Origin of the sequence: Zunongwangia sp., from assembly GCF_048269745.1 — a bacterium.
Classification (GTDB): Bacteria; Bacteroidota; Bacteroidia; order Flavobacteriales; family Flavobacteriaceae; genus Zunongwangia.
Map to the genome: position 1 here is coordinate 1 of NZ_JBLXIB010000013.1, position 15064 is coordinate 15064.

At 31.1% G+C, this 15064-nt stretch carries 14 protein-coding genes and 1 tRNA gene; 9 read left to right on the forward strand and 6 right to left on the reverse strand.

Annotated features, from left to right (window positions below):
• Positions 1-626 (reverse strand): IS110 family transposase (locus tag ACN0WI_RS13795; RefSeq protein ID WP_417887568.1); only part of this gene is annotated, 626 nt, incomplete at its 3' end.
• Positions 627-1371: 745 nt separating this feature from the next.
• Here ACN0WI_RS13795 and ACN0WI_RS13800 point away from each other — a divergent pair.
• The 7 genes from ACN0WI_RS13800 to ACN0WI_RS13830 all read left to right on the forward strand — a co-directional run bounded on the left by ACN0WI_RS13800 (position 1372) and on the right by ACN0WI_RS13830 (position 7785).
• Entirely contained in the window at positions 1372-1668 is a 297-nt protein-coding gene (locus ACN0WI_RS13800) for a hypothetical protein (RefSeq protein ID WP_417887569.1), read from the forward strand.
• A 288-nt stretch (positions 1669-1956) separates the two neighbouring features.
• Positions 1957-3357: a serine hydrolase gene (locus ACN0WI_RS13805; protein WP_417887570.1), complete on the forward strand. Its 1401-nt coding sequence runs from the start codon at positions 1957-1959 to the stop codon at positions 3355-3357.
• A 209-nt stretch (positions 3358-3566) separates the two neighbouring features.
• Positions 3567-4097 (forward strand): Crp/Fnr family transcriptional regulator, encoded by a 531-nt coding sequence (locus ACN0WI_RS13810; protein ID WP_417887571.1) that lies wholly within the window; start codon positions 3567-3569, stop codon positions 4095-4097.
• Between the two features lie 66 nt (positions 4098-4163).
• Entirely contained in the window at positions 4164-4553 is a 390-nt protein-coding gene (locus ACN0WI_RS13815; protein ID WP_417887572.1) for a hypothetical protein, read from the forward strand.
• A 564-nt stretch (positions 4554-5117) separates the two neighbouring features.
• Complete coding sequence (locus tag ACN0WI_RS13820; protein ID WP_417887573.1) at positions 5118-5477, forward strand: hypothetical protein; 360 nt, start codon at positions 5118-5120, stop codon at positions 5475-5477.
• Positions 5478-5807: 330 nt separating this feature from the next.
• Complete coding sequence (locus tag ACN0WI_RS13825; protein WP_417887574.1) at positions 5808-7025, forward strand: carboxypeptidase-like regulatory domain-containing protein; 1218 nt, start codon at positions 5808-5810, stop codon at positions 7023-7025.
• The gene (locus ACN0WI_RS13830) at positions 6991-7785 is read left to right on the forward strand and encodes a serine hydrolase domain-containing protein (protein ID WP_417887576.1); all 795 of its coding nucleotides are present in this window, start codon (positions 6991-6993) and stop codon (positions 7783-7785) included. Before ACN0WI_RS13825 ends, ACN0WI_RS13830 begins: the two co-directional genes overlap by 35 nt.
• Before the next feature lie 548 nt (positions 7786-8333).
• On the opposite strand, the gene ACN0WI_RS13835 is transcribed toward ACN0WI_RS13830, so the two are convergent.
• Positions 8334-8407, reverse strand: a tRNA-Arg gene (locus ACN0WI_RS13835).
• 228 nt (positions 8408-8635) lie between these two features.
• Between ACN0WI_RS13835 and ACN0WI_RS13840 the strand changes: the two genes are divergently transcribed.
• Entirely contained in the window at positions 8636-9610 is a 975-nt protein-coding gene (locus ACN0WI_RS13840; RefSeq protein WP_417887577.1) for a type I phosphomannose isomerase catalytic subunit, read from the forward strand.
• Positions 9611-9663: 53 nt separating this feature from the next.
• On the opposite strand, the gene ACN0WI_RS13845 is transcribed toward ACN0WI_RS13840, so the two are convergent.
• The 4 genes from ACN0WI_RS13845 to ACN0WI_RS13860 all read right to left on the reverse strand — a co-directional run bounded on the left by ACN0WI_RS13845 (position 9664) and on the right by ACN0WI_RS13860 (position 13087).
• Positions 9664-10194, reverse strand: coding sequence for a GNAT family N-acetyltransferase (locus tag ACN0WI_RS13845; protein WP_417887578.1), 531 nt, complete (start codon positions 10192-10194; stop codon positions 9664-9666).
• 160 nt (positions 10195-10354) lie between these two features.
• Positions 10355-10573, reverse strand: a complete 219-nt coding sequence (locus ACN0WI_RS13850; protein WP_417887579.1) for a hypothetical protein — start codon at positions 10571-10573, stop codon at positions 10355-10357.
• Between the two features lie 102 nt (positions 10574-10675).
• Positions 10676-10921 (reverse strand): hypothetical protein, encoded by a 246-nt coding sequence (locus ACN0WI_RS13855; RefSeq protein WP_417887581.1) that lies wholly within the window; start codon positions 10919-10921, stop codon positions 10676-10678.
• Between the two features lie 228 nt (positions 10922-11149).
• Entirely contained in the window at positions 11150-13087 is a 1938-nt protein-coding gene (locus ACN0WI_RS13860; protein WP_417887583.1) for a sialate O-acetylesterase, read from the reverse strand.
• A gap of 246 nt (positions 13088-13333) precedes the next feature.
• Between ACN0WI_RS13860 and ACN0WI_RS13865 the strand changes: the two genes are divergently transcribed.
• A complete protein-coding gene (locus ACN0WI_RS13865) occupies positions 13334-15004 on the forward strand; it encodes a M1 family metallopeptidase (RefSeq protein WP_417887585.1) in 1671 nt (556 codons plus the stop codon).
• Positions 15005-15064 lie beyond the last annotated feature (60 nt).

A 15064-nucleotide genomic window follows, 5' to 3' on the forward strand; every position in this document is an offset into this window, starting at 1 on the left:
ACTAAAAACAAAGCAGTCTTGATTCCTATTCCAGGGATACTGGTAAGTAAACTTAGTTGCTGTTGCTGCTCCTGTTTGACAAGCGCAAGTAGACGCTCTTCAATACTCTTGACCTCTTTGTTTAAGTGCTTGAGATCGCGCTGTAAAGACTTATAAACATACTTAGAGGGAAGGCCCAAAGACTCTTCTCCGTGAAGTTTATTCTTTGTAGCCGTACGCTTCTTAAGATAACTATCCATAAGTCCGAAGAGTTGCAAGCACTCTGCCTGTACCTCTGTAAGAGAATTATACTGTGGAACTTCATTGGACAACCCATAATGACAGATAGCCTTGGCATCGCTTTTATCTGTCTTTACTTTGGCCAGTTTCATCTGGAGAAAACGCTTGACTGACAAAGGGTTTACTACCGATACCGGTATACTGCTTTTGTAAAGAAACTGTGCAAGTCGATAGTGGTAATACCCAGTGGCTTCCATCACTACAAGGCTATCTTGAGATAATGACTTTAGAAATTGTTTAAAGCCGGAAGTGTCATTCTTAAATTGAGAATAACCACAAACACTACTATAAACATCAAAGACATCCTTACTGATGTCAATTCCAAAAGTTTCTTTATATTTATTCATAAGAACTGATTTATGAAAGAGCATACTACCTTTTGCACAACAACTTGAAAACGAGGTCTGGCCTCATAGAACTGAACGTGTTTGAAGTAGTTAAAGAGAGGGGATTATCATTGTTGACGAAGTCTAACGCTTCCACGTATACCTTAACCTTAATCCTCTCTTTGTTCTTTCTGATTTATACTATAAAATTAATGAACATCAAACTTAAGATGTATAACAACAATTGCGGCTTTGGGTCCTGCGGACACAACCGCGCAGGCATAAAAGTCAGTAATTTTAGCTATCTTAGTTTTCAACCAATCCGCAACTGATTGTTATATAAATCCATTGGAATTCATATAACCTAAACATTTTGAAAAAATCATTACTCATTTTAATTTATCTTTTTACTACAATAAACTTTGCCCAAAACTTTGTGGATTTAAATTGTGAAACTGGATTTAAAAAAGTCAGACTGAAATTAAATCCAAGCCTAAAGTTGACTATAAACTAATCTATTCTCAAAAAATATACGGAGCAGAAAGCTTTGAATTCAGCGAAGGAATTATCGTAGTTAAAGAAATTGACAATGAGATATCTCAAAACGAAATTGCCCAAATTATCGCTAGAATTGGAGCGGAAAATAATCTGACCAAAATAATTGCCTTAAGGAATTGTGATGTAGGAAGACTCTATCTTCGACAAAATGAATTATCATCTGAACAAAAAGATTATTTAAGTCAAAGTGTAATTGCAGAAATAAATATTGATTTACTTAAATCCTTATCAAGAAAGGAGAAAAAAACAACATAAGAAAAAACGTGATTTAATTGAATCTGTATCCAAAGAATCCTGTAAAAAAATCGCTGAATTAGGAACTGATAAATTAACTATGGAAAGTTTTAATCAGATAGTTTCTGGCACATCTGCAAAATACGCTGAAAAAACAATGGAAATATACGAATTGCCATTTGAGCAAAGTGTAGATCAATTTTTAAATGATTTAATGAACTATCTATTGTTCAATTGTCAGTCAGTAAGAGAATTTGCGAATAATCAATGATAAAAAATACGTGTGCTAACACTGTATATAACAAATAGCTAGGTAATTTCTAAATCGTAAATTTTGGTATATTTGATAAGCCGCCAAATCTTTTGATTTGGCTTTTGAAAAGTAAAGATAAAATCAAAATGCAAAAGTTTTGGCTTGTTTTATGGCGGAAAATTAATAGCTAATTTCTACGCTACTTTTCATATACAAACACGTTGCTAGTAATTTAACAAAACGTCTAACAACCAATAAAATTAATGAAAAAATTAACTTTAATACTTTTTTTTCCTAATCACAAAATTGACTTTTGGACAAGAAAATGAAAACCGCCTAAACGGAATTGACCAAGAAATAGAAACTTTACTCAAATCATATAATGCAGTTGGGCTGTCTATTGCTATTGTAGAAAATAATAAAATAATTTATTCCAAAGGTTTTGGCTACAGAAATTTAGAAGATAAATTATTAACAACAGAAAATACGGTTTTTCAAATCGGTTCTGTAACAAAAGCATTTACAGCTTCACTTTTAGGCATTTTGGAAACAAATGACATAATTTGTTTAAAAGAAAAACCCTCTTCTTACATTTCTGAACTTCAATTTTATAATGACAAAATGAACGATTTAATAAAAATTGAAGATTTGTTATCACATAAAAGTGGTTTAGGAAGTCTTGACGGCTCGCTTATTTTGTTTCCAGAAAATGACAAACTAAAAACTATCAAACGTTTAAAATATCTAAAACCAAACGGAGAAATTAATGACAGTTGGATTTATAGTAATATGGGTTACACCATTGCAGGAGCAATTGTTGAGCAAGTAACCAGTAAAAGTTGGGATAATAATGTAAAAACTAAAATCTTTAGTCCTTTAAATATGAACCATTCTTTTACCGACTTAAAAGAAATGAAAAAAACAAATAATTTTTCTTTTGGTTACGGTATGTCAGATGGAAGAACCGAAAAAGTGCTTTACGAAGACTATTATTCGTACAGTCCAGCAGGTGCAATCAAAAGCACTTCCAACGATATGGCTAATTGGATAATGACTTGGTTAAACAATGGTCAATTTGACAAACAGCAAGTCATTCCAGAAAATTACATTAAAAACGCAACCAAAATTCATAATATTAGACCACAAGATGGTGCCGATTCTAACGTTTATTTATTTGGCGATGGTTTTGGTTGGCGAGTAGAATCTTTCAAAGGTCATTACAAAGTACATCACGGAGGAAATACTTCAGGATTTAGCTCTCAAGTTGTAATGTATCCAAATGAGAAATTAGGTATTGTAGTTTTGACAAATCAACATAGTTCTATTTTACCGTACATAATTGCAGATGTAATAACAAACAGAATGTTGGATTTATCAAAAACCGAATTGAATCAATATCCAGTGGTGGTTAATGGCATTAATAAAATTGACAGGGAAATTAAAGAATTAAATAAAGACAAGACTTCAACAAATAAATTATCCGAGTTTTGCGGTAAATATTCCAATAAAGGTTATGGCACATTTGAGATAATTCAAGAAAACAATTCTTTATATGTTGTATTTCCGACTTATAAATTTAGACTTGAACATCTTGAATATGACATTTTTGTAATGAAACAAATAAATGAAATTCCTCAAGTTATGAATCCAGAATTCGCTATGAATTTTTCGACTGATAGTAATGGAAATATTTCAGGACTAAAATAAAATTACAATCTGAACCCGTGGAATTTATAAAACAAACCGAGAAATAAAAACTACTGGCAACAATGGCTATAAGTAATTGCTTGTTCTCGTTTATTTCTGAAAATCCGCGAGGATTTTCAGTTTGGTGTGTACTTGCAAAATTAAATGCTAAACCACGCAACTACTCATGGCCGAGACCGTCGTGTGCCATTAAAAAACTCTAACAGTATATGGATGAACATTTTCTTAAATATTTTGAAGAGCAATTAACAATTAAAGAAATAGCGGCAAAAAAAATATTACTCAACGAAGGAGAAATGGCTAAGAATATGTTTTTTGTAGAAAAAGGGTGTTTAAGAACCTGGTTTCTTCGTGACGGAATAGAATTTACGTTTCAATTTGTATTCGAAAATCAGTTTATTTCTTCTTTTGAAAGCCTTTGGACTAACCAACCAAGTTTATACACTATTGAATCTTTGGAGTCATGTACATTAAAGGTAATTTCAAAAAAAGATTTTCAAATAATGTTTAACACCAATCCTATTGTAAGGGATGAATTTAACAACTATCTTATTGCGAGACTGTTTCACTATCAAAAGTTATTTGTTGCCAGAATAAGTGAAAAACCAGAAACAAGATATCTTCAATTAATAAAAACTCATCCGGAAATACTTAAACGAATTCCCCAACACTATATCGCATCCTATTTAGGGATAACACCGGTTTCTTTAAGCCGTATTCGCAATCGAATCATTTCTTAACAATTGTTATCAAGGATTTATTTTATTTCTAAGAGATTTGCCCCATAAATTTAAAATCAAATAAATATGGAAAAGAAAATCTTTGAAAAAGTATTTACCGAATTTTTAGAAAGTTCAGAAGTAAACGAAAAAAATATTGAAAAATTCTTTAGTAAGGATTATGTCCAGAATGCTGACGGGAAAAAACTAAACTACCAAGAGTTTATAAAGCACATGCATACGCTAAGGAAATCATTAAAGTATCTAAAGGTAAATATCAAGTCGATTGCACAAGATAATGATGTAATATTTACCAATCACTTGATACATGGAGAAACGAAAGATGAAAAATTGTTTTCCGTAGAAGTTATTGCCGAATTTAGAATTAAAAATGAAAAAATTTATTACTGCAATGAACTAACTCACATGATAGAGGGGGATGACGAAAATAGGGATTTAGGTTCACGAATTGATTAAAATTTTAAGCCATGGAGACACTAAAAAAATACCTCTAATACGGACATCGTTTGTCAAGTTAAATTTACATAGATGTAAAGCATGTTGGAGCTGCATTGGAGACTGCCCCAAAAATGTTTTTGGAAAAATTAATTTACTCTTTCACAAACACGTAATTATAAAATAAAGAAATGTGTATCGGTTGTTCGAAGTGTATAAAAGTTTATACTTTTGTTGTAATTGCTAAAATAGCATAAAAAAACGGCACACAACATTTTGTATAAGTAATGGCGGGTAAAGTGGTAAATATGAAAGTTCATTGCTCGCTCAAAGAGCGTAGCGGTTTGACAAGAAACTGCCACGAAATCTGCCACTACTCATACAAAAAACCGTTGCCATTAATACAAAATGACTATAAATTATCAACTTACAAACTCGGATTTTTTATAATATCAGCTGTATACTTCTTCAAAATCTGAATTACATAAAAAAAGACGATTTCGTTCAATAATAATAGTGCCAATCATTTATCTTCTTTTCGGGCTTTATTTTGCGAATAAAAATGGAAATAACAGAATTGGAATCGTGTTCGCTGGAATTGGAATTTTATGGTTTGCTTTTTATCCAATCTATTCTAAATGGAGATATAAAAAACATTTTCAAAAGCACGTTGAGGAAAATTATAAAAATCGGATTAACAAACCTGTAGAAATTGACTTTGATGAAAATTCCGTGAATGCCAAAGATTTTACATCTGAAAGCAAAATAAACAGAACTGAACTCAAAGAATTGATTGAAGCACAAAACCATTTCTTTATAAAATTGACAACTGATTTATCACTCATTATTCCAAAACACTCGATTGCAAATCAAGCAGAATTAGAAAAACGTGTGACTGAATTAGGAGCTGAATATGTTGACGAACTGAATTGGAAATGGAAATAAAAAGTACTAATGGCAACAATGGTAGCTGTTGCACAATTCCCAAATAACCGAAATAGATCAATTATACAAGTCGCTCTAAAGCGGCTTTCTTGTTTTTAGTTAAGAACTACAAGGGATTCTTTTATTTTTTAAAAAATGGTTCTATCTAAGCTTCAAATTATAAATGAGTGTTCTTCTTATCCTAAAAATAACAAGAAATATTGTGTTTGTATATATAACAACTTGTATGTAATTAGAAAGATCCTAAATAAAAAATTGTATAAAATTTATTATCGATACAACCATTTACTGAATTTTTACTTCTATTATATAAAATCATTAAAAAGAAAAATGAATAAAAACTTTATAATTATTTGTTTACTCTGTTCATGTATAAATCTAACAGCTCAAAATATAGTAATAGAAGGAGTAATAAAAGATTCGGAACGAAAAGAAGCATTGCCTTATGCCAACATTTTTTTACAGGAAAATTATTTTGGAACAGTAAGCAATCAAAATGAACAATTTAAAATTATCATTCCAGAAGAAAAAAGAAATGATAGTTTAGTCATATCATTTATTGGCTACAAAACACAAACACTTAGTATCTCAAAAATTAAAAATCCTTTAAAGGTATTTTTAAAAGCAGACCTAGTGCCCCTTAATGAAGTAATAATTACTGGATATACAGCAGAATCAATAATTAAAAAGGCAATAAAAAAAATACCAAGTAACAACTTTTCTAAACCTTATAAATTCACAGGTTTTTACAGAGTTACCTCTAAAAAAGACCATAGTTATATTCATTTATCTGAAGCTGTTTTTGAAATTTATCAATCGAAAATTGATAAACCCAAAGAGCAATTTAAGTTAGAAAAGATGCGTGCCATAAAAGATGAAAAAGCTTCTCAAGGAATCGAACTAGGTTTACAGCCAAAAATTATTTTTGATTTTGACATTGTCAATAATTTAGATGCTATAGACCTATTAAACAAGAAGGGATTGAGACAACATATCTTCAAAATTGAAGGAACAGAATTAATCAATGGAAAAGAAACCTATAAAATTTCTTTTGACCAAAAAGACATCAAAAAAGCAGGTTACAAAGGTTATATGCTAATTGATAAAGAAACTCTTGCCTTTGTCTATTTTGATTATGGCTTAAGTCCAAAAGGTGTTTCTTATTACAAATTTGGAGATGTAGCAGCAAGAGCACTAATGAAAATTGTAGGAGTAAAGATTGATATTAGTAAAAACAATTATAAAATTTCATATAAAAAAATCAAAAATAAATATTACTTAAATAATGTCGGTAATGATGCTACTCTAACTTTTAAAAGTAAAAGACAACATTTTAATTTCAGTACAGATACAAGAGTAGATTATTTGGTGACAAAAATTGAAAATGATAGTGTTTTTCCTTTCTCAAATGATGAAACATTGGGAAAGAGGAAATTGATAGAGGAACAAAACTCAATTTATGATACTAAATTTTGGGAGGATTATACCATTATTCTTCCGATAAATGATTTTAATGAAATTGCAAAAAAAATTAGAAGCGAACAATAAAGCAAATGATTTCAGGGTTGAGATTGAGAACAAAATTGATAAACTACCAAAAGATAAAACGATTAGAATAGACTCTATCCTATCTTTTTATAACAAAAAAGACTTGTTTAACGGCAATACATTGATTTCTTATGAAGGACAAACCATTTTGCAAAAAAGTTACAATAACGATTTGACAAGTAATACTATAAATTCTCAATTCAGAATTGGTTCGTTAAGCAACAAAACGTTTACTTCAATGATAATTGCACAACTAGAAGATGAAAACAAATTAAGTTATAATGATAGAATTGAAAAATATTTACCAAACTATCCAAATGGAAAAGTTACTATAAGCCACCAATCCGGAATTCCTAATTTTTTATCTAACAAATCATACTTGCCGCAAATATTAACAAATAAATATTCCATTGAGGAAGTCGTAACTCTATTTTGTAGTGATATCCTAGAATTTGAACCAGGAAGCAAGTTTGAATATTCTAACTCCAATTTTGTTATCCTGAGTTTGATAGCAGAAAAAATAATTGGAAAAGATTATAAAGAAATTTTGAACCAGTATATTTTTAACCCTCTAGATATGAAAAATACATATTTTGGAGAAAGTATTGATAAAAAAGCTCTCGTAACTGGTTTTATGTATGGAAATCATGAAATAAAATACGATGCTCAAAATGCGGGGGGAGCAGGTGGAATTACTTCCACAACTTCAGACTTATTGAAATGGAGTAATTCCTTTAATGAGGAACAGCTTCTTCCTTAATCAAAATTAGAAAATTTATTTGAACCAAGAGCTAAATATACTGATTGGGATCGTACTATGGATATGGTTGGATGATAGACAGATATATGTTTTAATCCTCAAAAAAACACAAAATAACTTATCATCCTGGAACCGATTTTGGGTTTTACTCAATGTTCGTAAAATAACCTGATTCAGGAATTACCATTATATTATTGAATAATACTGGAGAATTCCCAAGGTTTGAAATAACTGAGCTAATTTTAAAACGCACTGAATAAATAACTTTGCCTAACACCACCAGTAGGCTTTGCACAACTCCTGGATAATTGCAAGATATCAACTATAGAAGTCGCTTTAGAGCGACTTTCTTGTTTTTTGGTACAAGCACATCAAACTACCCAAAAAAATAGATCTTACCTCTTCTATTAAGCTATACATTTCTTATTACACTTATATTAAATAGTGTTAAAAATGTTAAAGTTTGCCTAGAAAATTCGTTGATGGGAAAAAGTATGCAATTTTTTAAACAAGAAAGGCTCCCCGAAAGGGGAGCCTTGTTATTCCTGTGATCGCGACAGGATTCGAACCTGTGACCGTCTGCTTAGAAGGCAGATGCTCTATCCAACTGAGCTACGCGACCGTTTTTGCGGTTGCAAATATAATTTCTTTTTATGATAATTCAAGCCTTTTCTCGGAAAAAAAATAAATTATTTTTTTGATATTTGATAATCAGTGTTATATGTTAGTAAAATATTATAGATATAATCTCATTTCAATATAAGAAAAAGAAAATTTAGTCTGTTCTTTAGAATTTATTTATTTTTAAACTTACTTTGAGAGCATTATCATATTAATAAATAACGATCCGATGTTAAATTATCCTATAAAGTTTGAACCAATATTGAAAGAAAAAATTTGGGGAGGCGAAAAATTACATACTATTTTAAATAAAGATTCTAACAGTGAAAATCTTGGTGAAAGTTGGGAGATCTCTGGAGTTAAAGGAGATATATCAGTAGTCGAAAACGGATCTTTAAAAGGAAAAACCTTAAACGAACTTTTAGAGGAATATAAGGGTAAGTTTGTTGGGGAATCTATTTACGCAAATTTTGGAAACGACTTTCCTCTTTTAATAAAATTTATTGATGCTAAAACAGCTTTATCAGTTCAATTGCATCCACATGATAATTTAGCTAAAGAAAGACATAATAGCTTTGGAAAAACAGAAATGTGGTATATTATGCAAGCCGATGCTAATGCCGATATCAATATAGGTTTTAAAGAAACAATTTCTAAAGAAGACTATATAAAGCATTTAGAAAAAGGAAAAATTGTAGATGTTTTAAATTTTGAAACGGTAAAAAAAGGAGATAGTTTTTTTATAAATACCGGTAAAGTTCATGCCATTGGAGCAGGAGTACTTCTAGCTGAAATTCAACAAACCTCAGATATTACATATCGAATTTATGATTGGGATCGTTTAGATTCCGAAGGAAATTCTAGAGAGTTACATACCGCTTTAGCTATCGATGCGATAGATTTTGAAAAGAGAGATGATTTTAAAATGGAATATGATAAAATTCCTAATACATCTTCTAATATTGCAAATTGTGATTATTTTACAACCAATTACTTACCAGTTTCTGGGAGGGTCACAAAAGATTATTCAGCTGTAGACAGTTTTATAATTTATATGTGTGTGAGTGGAGCGGCAACAATTTCAATAGACGGTAACGAAGAAGAAATAAAACAAGGGCAAACTATATTGATTCCTGCTGAGAATGATAAAGTATCTATTGTTTCAAATAATGCAGAATTGTTAGAAGTTAGTGTTAGATCTTAATAAATTACTCTAGCAAAAATACAAAGCCGATTGTATACAATCGGCTTTGTATTTTAAATATGAAATACTTCAGGATATACTACCATACCCGAAATATGTTGAGCAGCGTTTGGCGTTAATTCTTTAAGCATGAAATTCTTTGCAGGAACCTCAAACGGTGCTTGAATATCAAATTTATTAGCTTGTTCATATCCAAACCTAGGGTAGTATTCTTCATGTCCCAGAACAATTACTAATTCATAGTCGAGGTTTTTAGCTTTTTTATGTACTATAGATAATAATTTAGAGCCAATTCCTTTTTGCTGAAAATTAGGCAAAACTGCAATTGGAGCAAGTGCTAATGCTGGAAATTTATCTTTATCGTTTTGAATGGTTATCCGAATTAATAATACATACCCAACAATTTTGTGATCGTATTCGGCTACTAATGATAATTGAGGAAGAAAATAGGATGATTTCCGAAGCCGATTTACCAGAAAATGCTCTTGATGGTCACTATTTGATTCCTGTAAAAAAGTCTCTCTAATCAACTCAAAAACTTCTTGATGATCTTCCGGTTTTTCTTGTCTAATCTTTATTTCCATAGGCGCTAAAATATTAGCAATGTAACTAATTTATAGATTTCTTAAAGGCAAATTTCTCTTAATTATTAGTAAGTATAGAATTAATTAGAAATGATGAATTTCAATCCATTTTTATTTGAAATTTAGAGTATAAATAGCACATAATTGCTATTTTTTAATTTTATTCAATACAGAAAATTAATTGTTCCGACAGCCATTTTGGATCTTCAATGGGCATTAGATGTCCTAGGTTTTTAGTTTCTATGATTTTTTTGAAAGTTAAATTTGGTAAAATTTTTTCGTAAACCATAGCTGTAGTAATGGTAGAATTGTCTTCAGAATGAATTAAAGAAATGGGACGTTGAAGTGTATCTGATTCTTGTTTAATAGAATACTTCATTCCCACTGCCAAGTAGTATCATCAATTTATAATTGGCTTTGTATTGCAAAATTTTTCTGTTCTGCCGAAATAGTCTTTACCACACTGTTTTCTACTGTGTGTTTAGCTTCTTTTTTTTCTTGGAGGGGAAGGAGCAACTAAAACCAATTGATCTATAAGCTTATTTTTATCAAGAAATGCGGTAAACAGTGCAATTTTCCTACTCATAGAATGACCTATTAACACATAGCTTTTTAGCTTATTTTCTGAAATATAGTTGTGTACAAAGCCTGCCATTTTTTCAATGCTTGGCTTTTCAAAAGTAGCTTTTATCTCTAAATACGGGAAGATTAAGGGAATGAGACTCAATATTTTCAGGTAAATAGGGGAGTAGCCATTGCCATGAGCTTTTGTTTCCCAAAAAATAATGAAGAAATATAAGGTTGGTTTTCATTTCTTTAAATAAGGTAATAAAGAAATTTGATTATAGAATAACATCTGTAGTTTTTAGTTAATATTTAATAATAAAAAAAGCGCAGCTATTTCCTAAGGAAAACATTTCCTGAAAATAGCTGCGCAGCAACATGAGTGGGGAATTTATTCTTGAGTAATAACCTTCCAAGTGTCTGTTCTAAAAGTACCCAAAGGTATTTTTTTAGAATTTATTATACTGAATTTGGGATTGTCTGCCCAAGCATAACGTACAGCTACCGGATTTTTTATTGTTTTTGAATATACTTTTATTTTATTTTTATCAATAATTTCGGCTTGTGCCCAAACAAACTTCTTATCGGATCCGGCTATGGCAAATCCTTCAATTTGTTTAGCATTTTTAGTTAACTGTAAACCATTACCAGCATTTTTAAAGATTAATATGATAGCATTTTTTTCGACTTTATAAGACGATAATAATGGGCTATCACTAATAATGTTTCTTTGATGATAAACTTTTGAAAATGCAAGATCAGCTAACCGATTTGCTATTAGGGCTTTTTTGGTAGGATGTATATTTTTAGCCTCTCCTAAGCCTAAAGTAGTAACCATTCCTGTATTTGCTAATTGTAAAGCTTTGGTTTGAGATTCTCTTAAAACAGCCCATTTTTCATCTTGTACAGGATCTATTTGTGCTTTGCGGTAATTTGGTAACTGAACAAATAAAAATGGAAGATAACCTTGTTTCCAATTAATTCGCCAATCGGTAATCATCATCGGGAATAAATCTCGATAGTTATAAGCGTTGTCTTCATTGCTTTCTCCTTGATACCATATAAAACCTTTAATTCCGTAAGAAGCAATAGGAGCTATCATTCCATTATACAGGACTGAAGGATATTGTTGGTAATTTTTTAAAGTAGGTATTGTTGGTTCAAGATCTTTTTTAAAATCCCATTCTCCGGTTATAGCAATTTTTTTAGAATTATAAGAAAGGTAGATTTCTTTTGCAGGAGGTAGAAGTCCGCCACCATCCCATAAAGCAGCAATCCGCAGGGTAATATCATTTTCACCATCTTTTAGCATATCGCTTCCCACTTTATAATGGTGGTTAGGATTAACATTCCATATATTTTTAGCAATTTTTTTTCCATTTACATAAACCGAATAATTCAATTCTGGATGGCCTAAATATATATTAAGACTGTTATTGGTCTTTTTTTTTAGGTCAAATTTTTTTTTTAACCAAATTATTCCTTCATAACTCTCTTTTTCCCAATCATTAATATTCCCAGGAACTTGTACTTTTTTCCAATTAGAGGTATCGTATTCAGGATTTGGAATTATAGTGTCTAATCCATTTTTTCGGTTGTAAACAATATCCCAAAACTTTTTTAAACGAATACTATCTTGTTTAAGATTAGCTATTCCTAAATCTTTATTTTTGGATACTTTTTCTCGAGTTAGATTGCTAGATTTAAGCATGTTTTCACTTGTCCAAGCTTCAACAGGAGTCCCGCCCCAGGTACTTTCAATAATTCCTATAGGTATATCTTCTTTTTCTTGAATTTGTTTTGCAAAATTGTAAGCTATTGCAGAGAAGTTTTTAATAGCTTTAGAATTGCTTATAAACCATTTGGTTTCAGCAATAGAATCATTTATTTCAAAATTAACCTGATGCGGTACTTGGAACAATCGTAATTTAGCGTTGTATGCGTTAGCTAAAGTTTCTTCAGCTTTATCGGTTTGCTTTACTTTAAATTCCATATTTGATTGCCCGGATGCAAACCAAACATCCCCAATTAAAATATCTGTAAATTCAATAGCAGATTTAGCATTTTTTATTTGTAAAGTAAATGGTCCACCAGCTTTACTAGATGGAAGATAAATTTTCCAATTTCCATTACTTGTTACCTGAGTTTTAAAGTGCTGTTCTTTAAACTGCAAGTTTACGGTACTATTTGGAACCGCTTTTCCCCAAATAGGAATGGGTTTATTTCGCTGTAATACCATGTGGTTATTAAATACAGAAGGTAGTTTAAGTTGTGCTATACTAGTAAATGAAAAAGCAAGAAAGAATATGAAAAAAAAATATTTTTTCATCAGTTTAAAATTGAATTAATAAGGCTAATTTAATACAAAAATAAAGCAGCTTATAGTCATAATGAAAATATTTAAACTCTTTTTTAAAAAAGAAATATCATCAGAAAAAACAATAGATAAAATTATAGATTTTGCGATAACATGTTGTTAATTTTACCTCAATTTGGTACTATTTTACCTATAATTATTTAAAATATTGTTTTTTGTTAAGATATTTTACAACTTTACAGTAAACCTACCCCATTTATGAGTAAAACGATTTATCCCTTTATTTTTATAGTCTTAATTAGTGTAGCGGTTAATGCTCAAAAACAATTTACTCATGCCGATACACTTAGAGGAAGTATTACTCCTGAAAGAGCCTGGTGGGACGTGATGCGTTATGACATTTCAGTAAAACCAGATTTTGATAAAAAATATACTTCAGGATTTAATAAGATCAGCTATAAAGTAGTTCAGCAAGACCATCCTAATGTGATGCAAATTGATCTTCAGCAACCTTTAGTGATCGATAGTATCATTTATGATAAAAAGCAATCCTTAAGTTTTAGTAGAGAAGGGGATGTGTATCACGTAAAAACGCCTCCTCAAAAAATAGAATCTGAGCATGAAGTGAAAATTTATTTTAGTGGAAAACCACACGAGGCGATTCGAGCACCCTGGGATGGTGGGTGGACTTTTGCCAAAGATGAAAAAGGTAGACCTTGGATGACGGTGACCTGTCAAGGGTTAGGCGCTTCTATCTGGTATCCTAATAAAGATCACCAAAGTGACGAGCCAGATCATGGAGCTTCCTTAACAATGCGAGTACCAAAGGACTTAATGGCGGTGGCAAATGGCCGAATGCTAAATAAAACCGAACATAAAGATGGTACGGTTTCTTATAAATGGTGTGTCGAAAATCCAATAAGCAATTATACCATTATACCGTATATAGGATATTATAAAAATTTCTCTGAAGTGTACACCGGGATAAAAGGCGATTTAGACCTTAATTACTGGGTGTTGGATTATAATTTAGAGAAAGCCAAAGATTATATGCCGACTGAAGTTCATAATCTTTTAAATGCTTTTGAATATTGGTTTGGACCATATCCCTTCTATGAAGATGGTTACAAATTGGTAGAGACAGAACATACCGGGATGGAGCATCAATCTAATGTCTCTTACGGAAACTGGTATGCCGGTGGTTATCGCGGCAGGGATCTATCGGGCACGGGTCTTGGTTTAACCTGGGATTTTATCATTATCCATGAAAGTGGTCACGAGTGGTTCGGCAATAATATTACCACTAACGATTTGGCCGATATGTATATTCATGAGAGTTTTACCAATTATAGCGAAACCCTGTTCCTGGATTATGTGTATGGCGAAGAAGCTGCGAACGATTATAACTACGGTACAAGAGCAGGAATCAAAAATGACAAACCGATTATCCCTGCCTATGATGTTAATGCGCAGGGGAGTGGTGATATGTACCCAAAAGGAGGAAATATGCTACACAGCATTCGGCATAGTATGGACGATGATAAATTATTCAAGAATGTTCTTACTGGTTTAAATATTACTTTTCATAACCAAACGGTAGACGGTTCAGAAATTCTGGAATATATTTCAGAGAAATCAGGTTACGATTATTCGAAAGTTTTTGAGCAATATTTAACCACAACAAAAATTCCGAAACTTCAGCTATATATAGATGCACCGAATAGCAAAATGTTTTATAAATATACCAATATCGTAGATGGTTTTAATTTACCATTGGTGCTAAAAGGCGACGAAGAAAAAATAAAGATTATCCCTTCATCAGAATGGCAAAGTGTAGATATTCATCATAAAAATCAGTATTTATTTACACCCTGGAGGATAGAGCGTATGTATTATATAGATGTAGAATTACTCGATAATCGAGATTAAATATTCAGGTCCCGATCCCCATAGCTGTAGGGATTGGGATGCCTAGAATTAGGATATAAT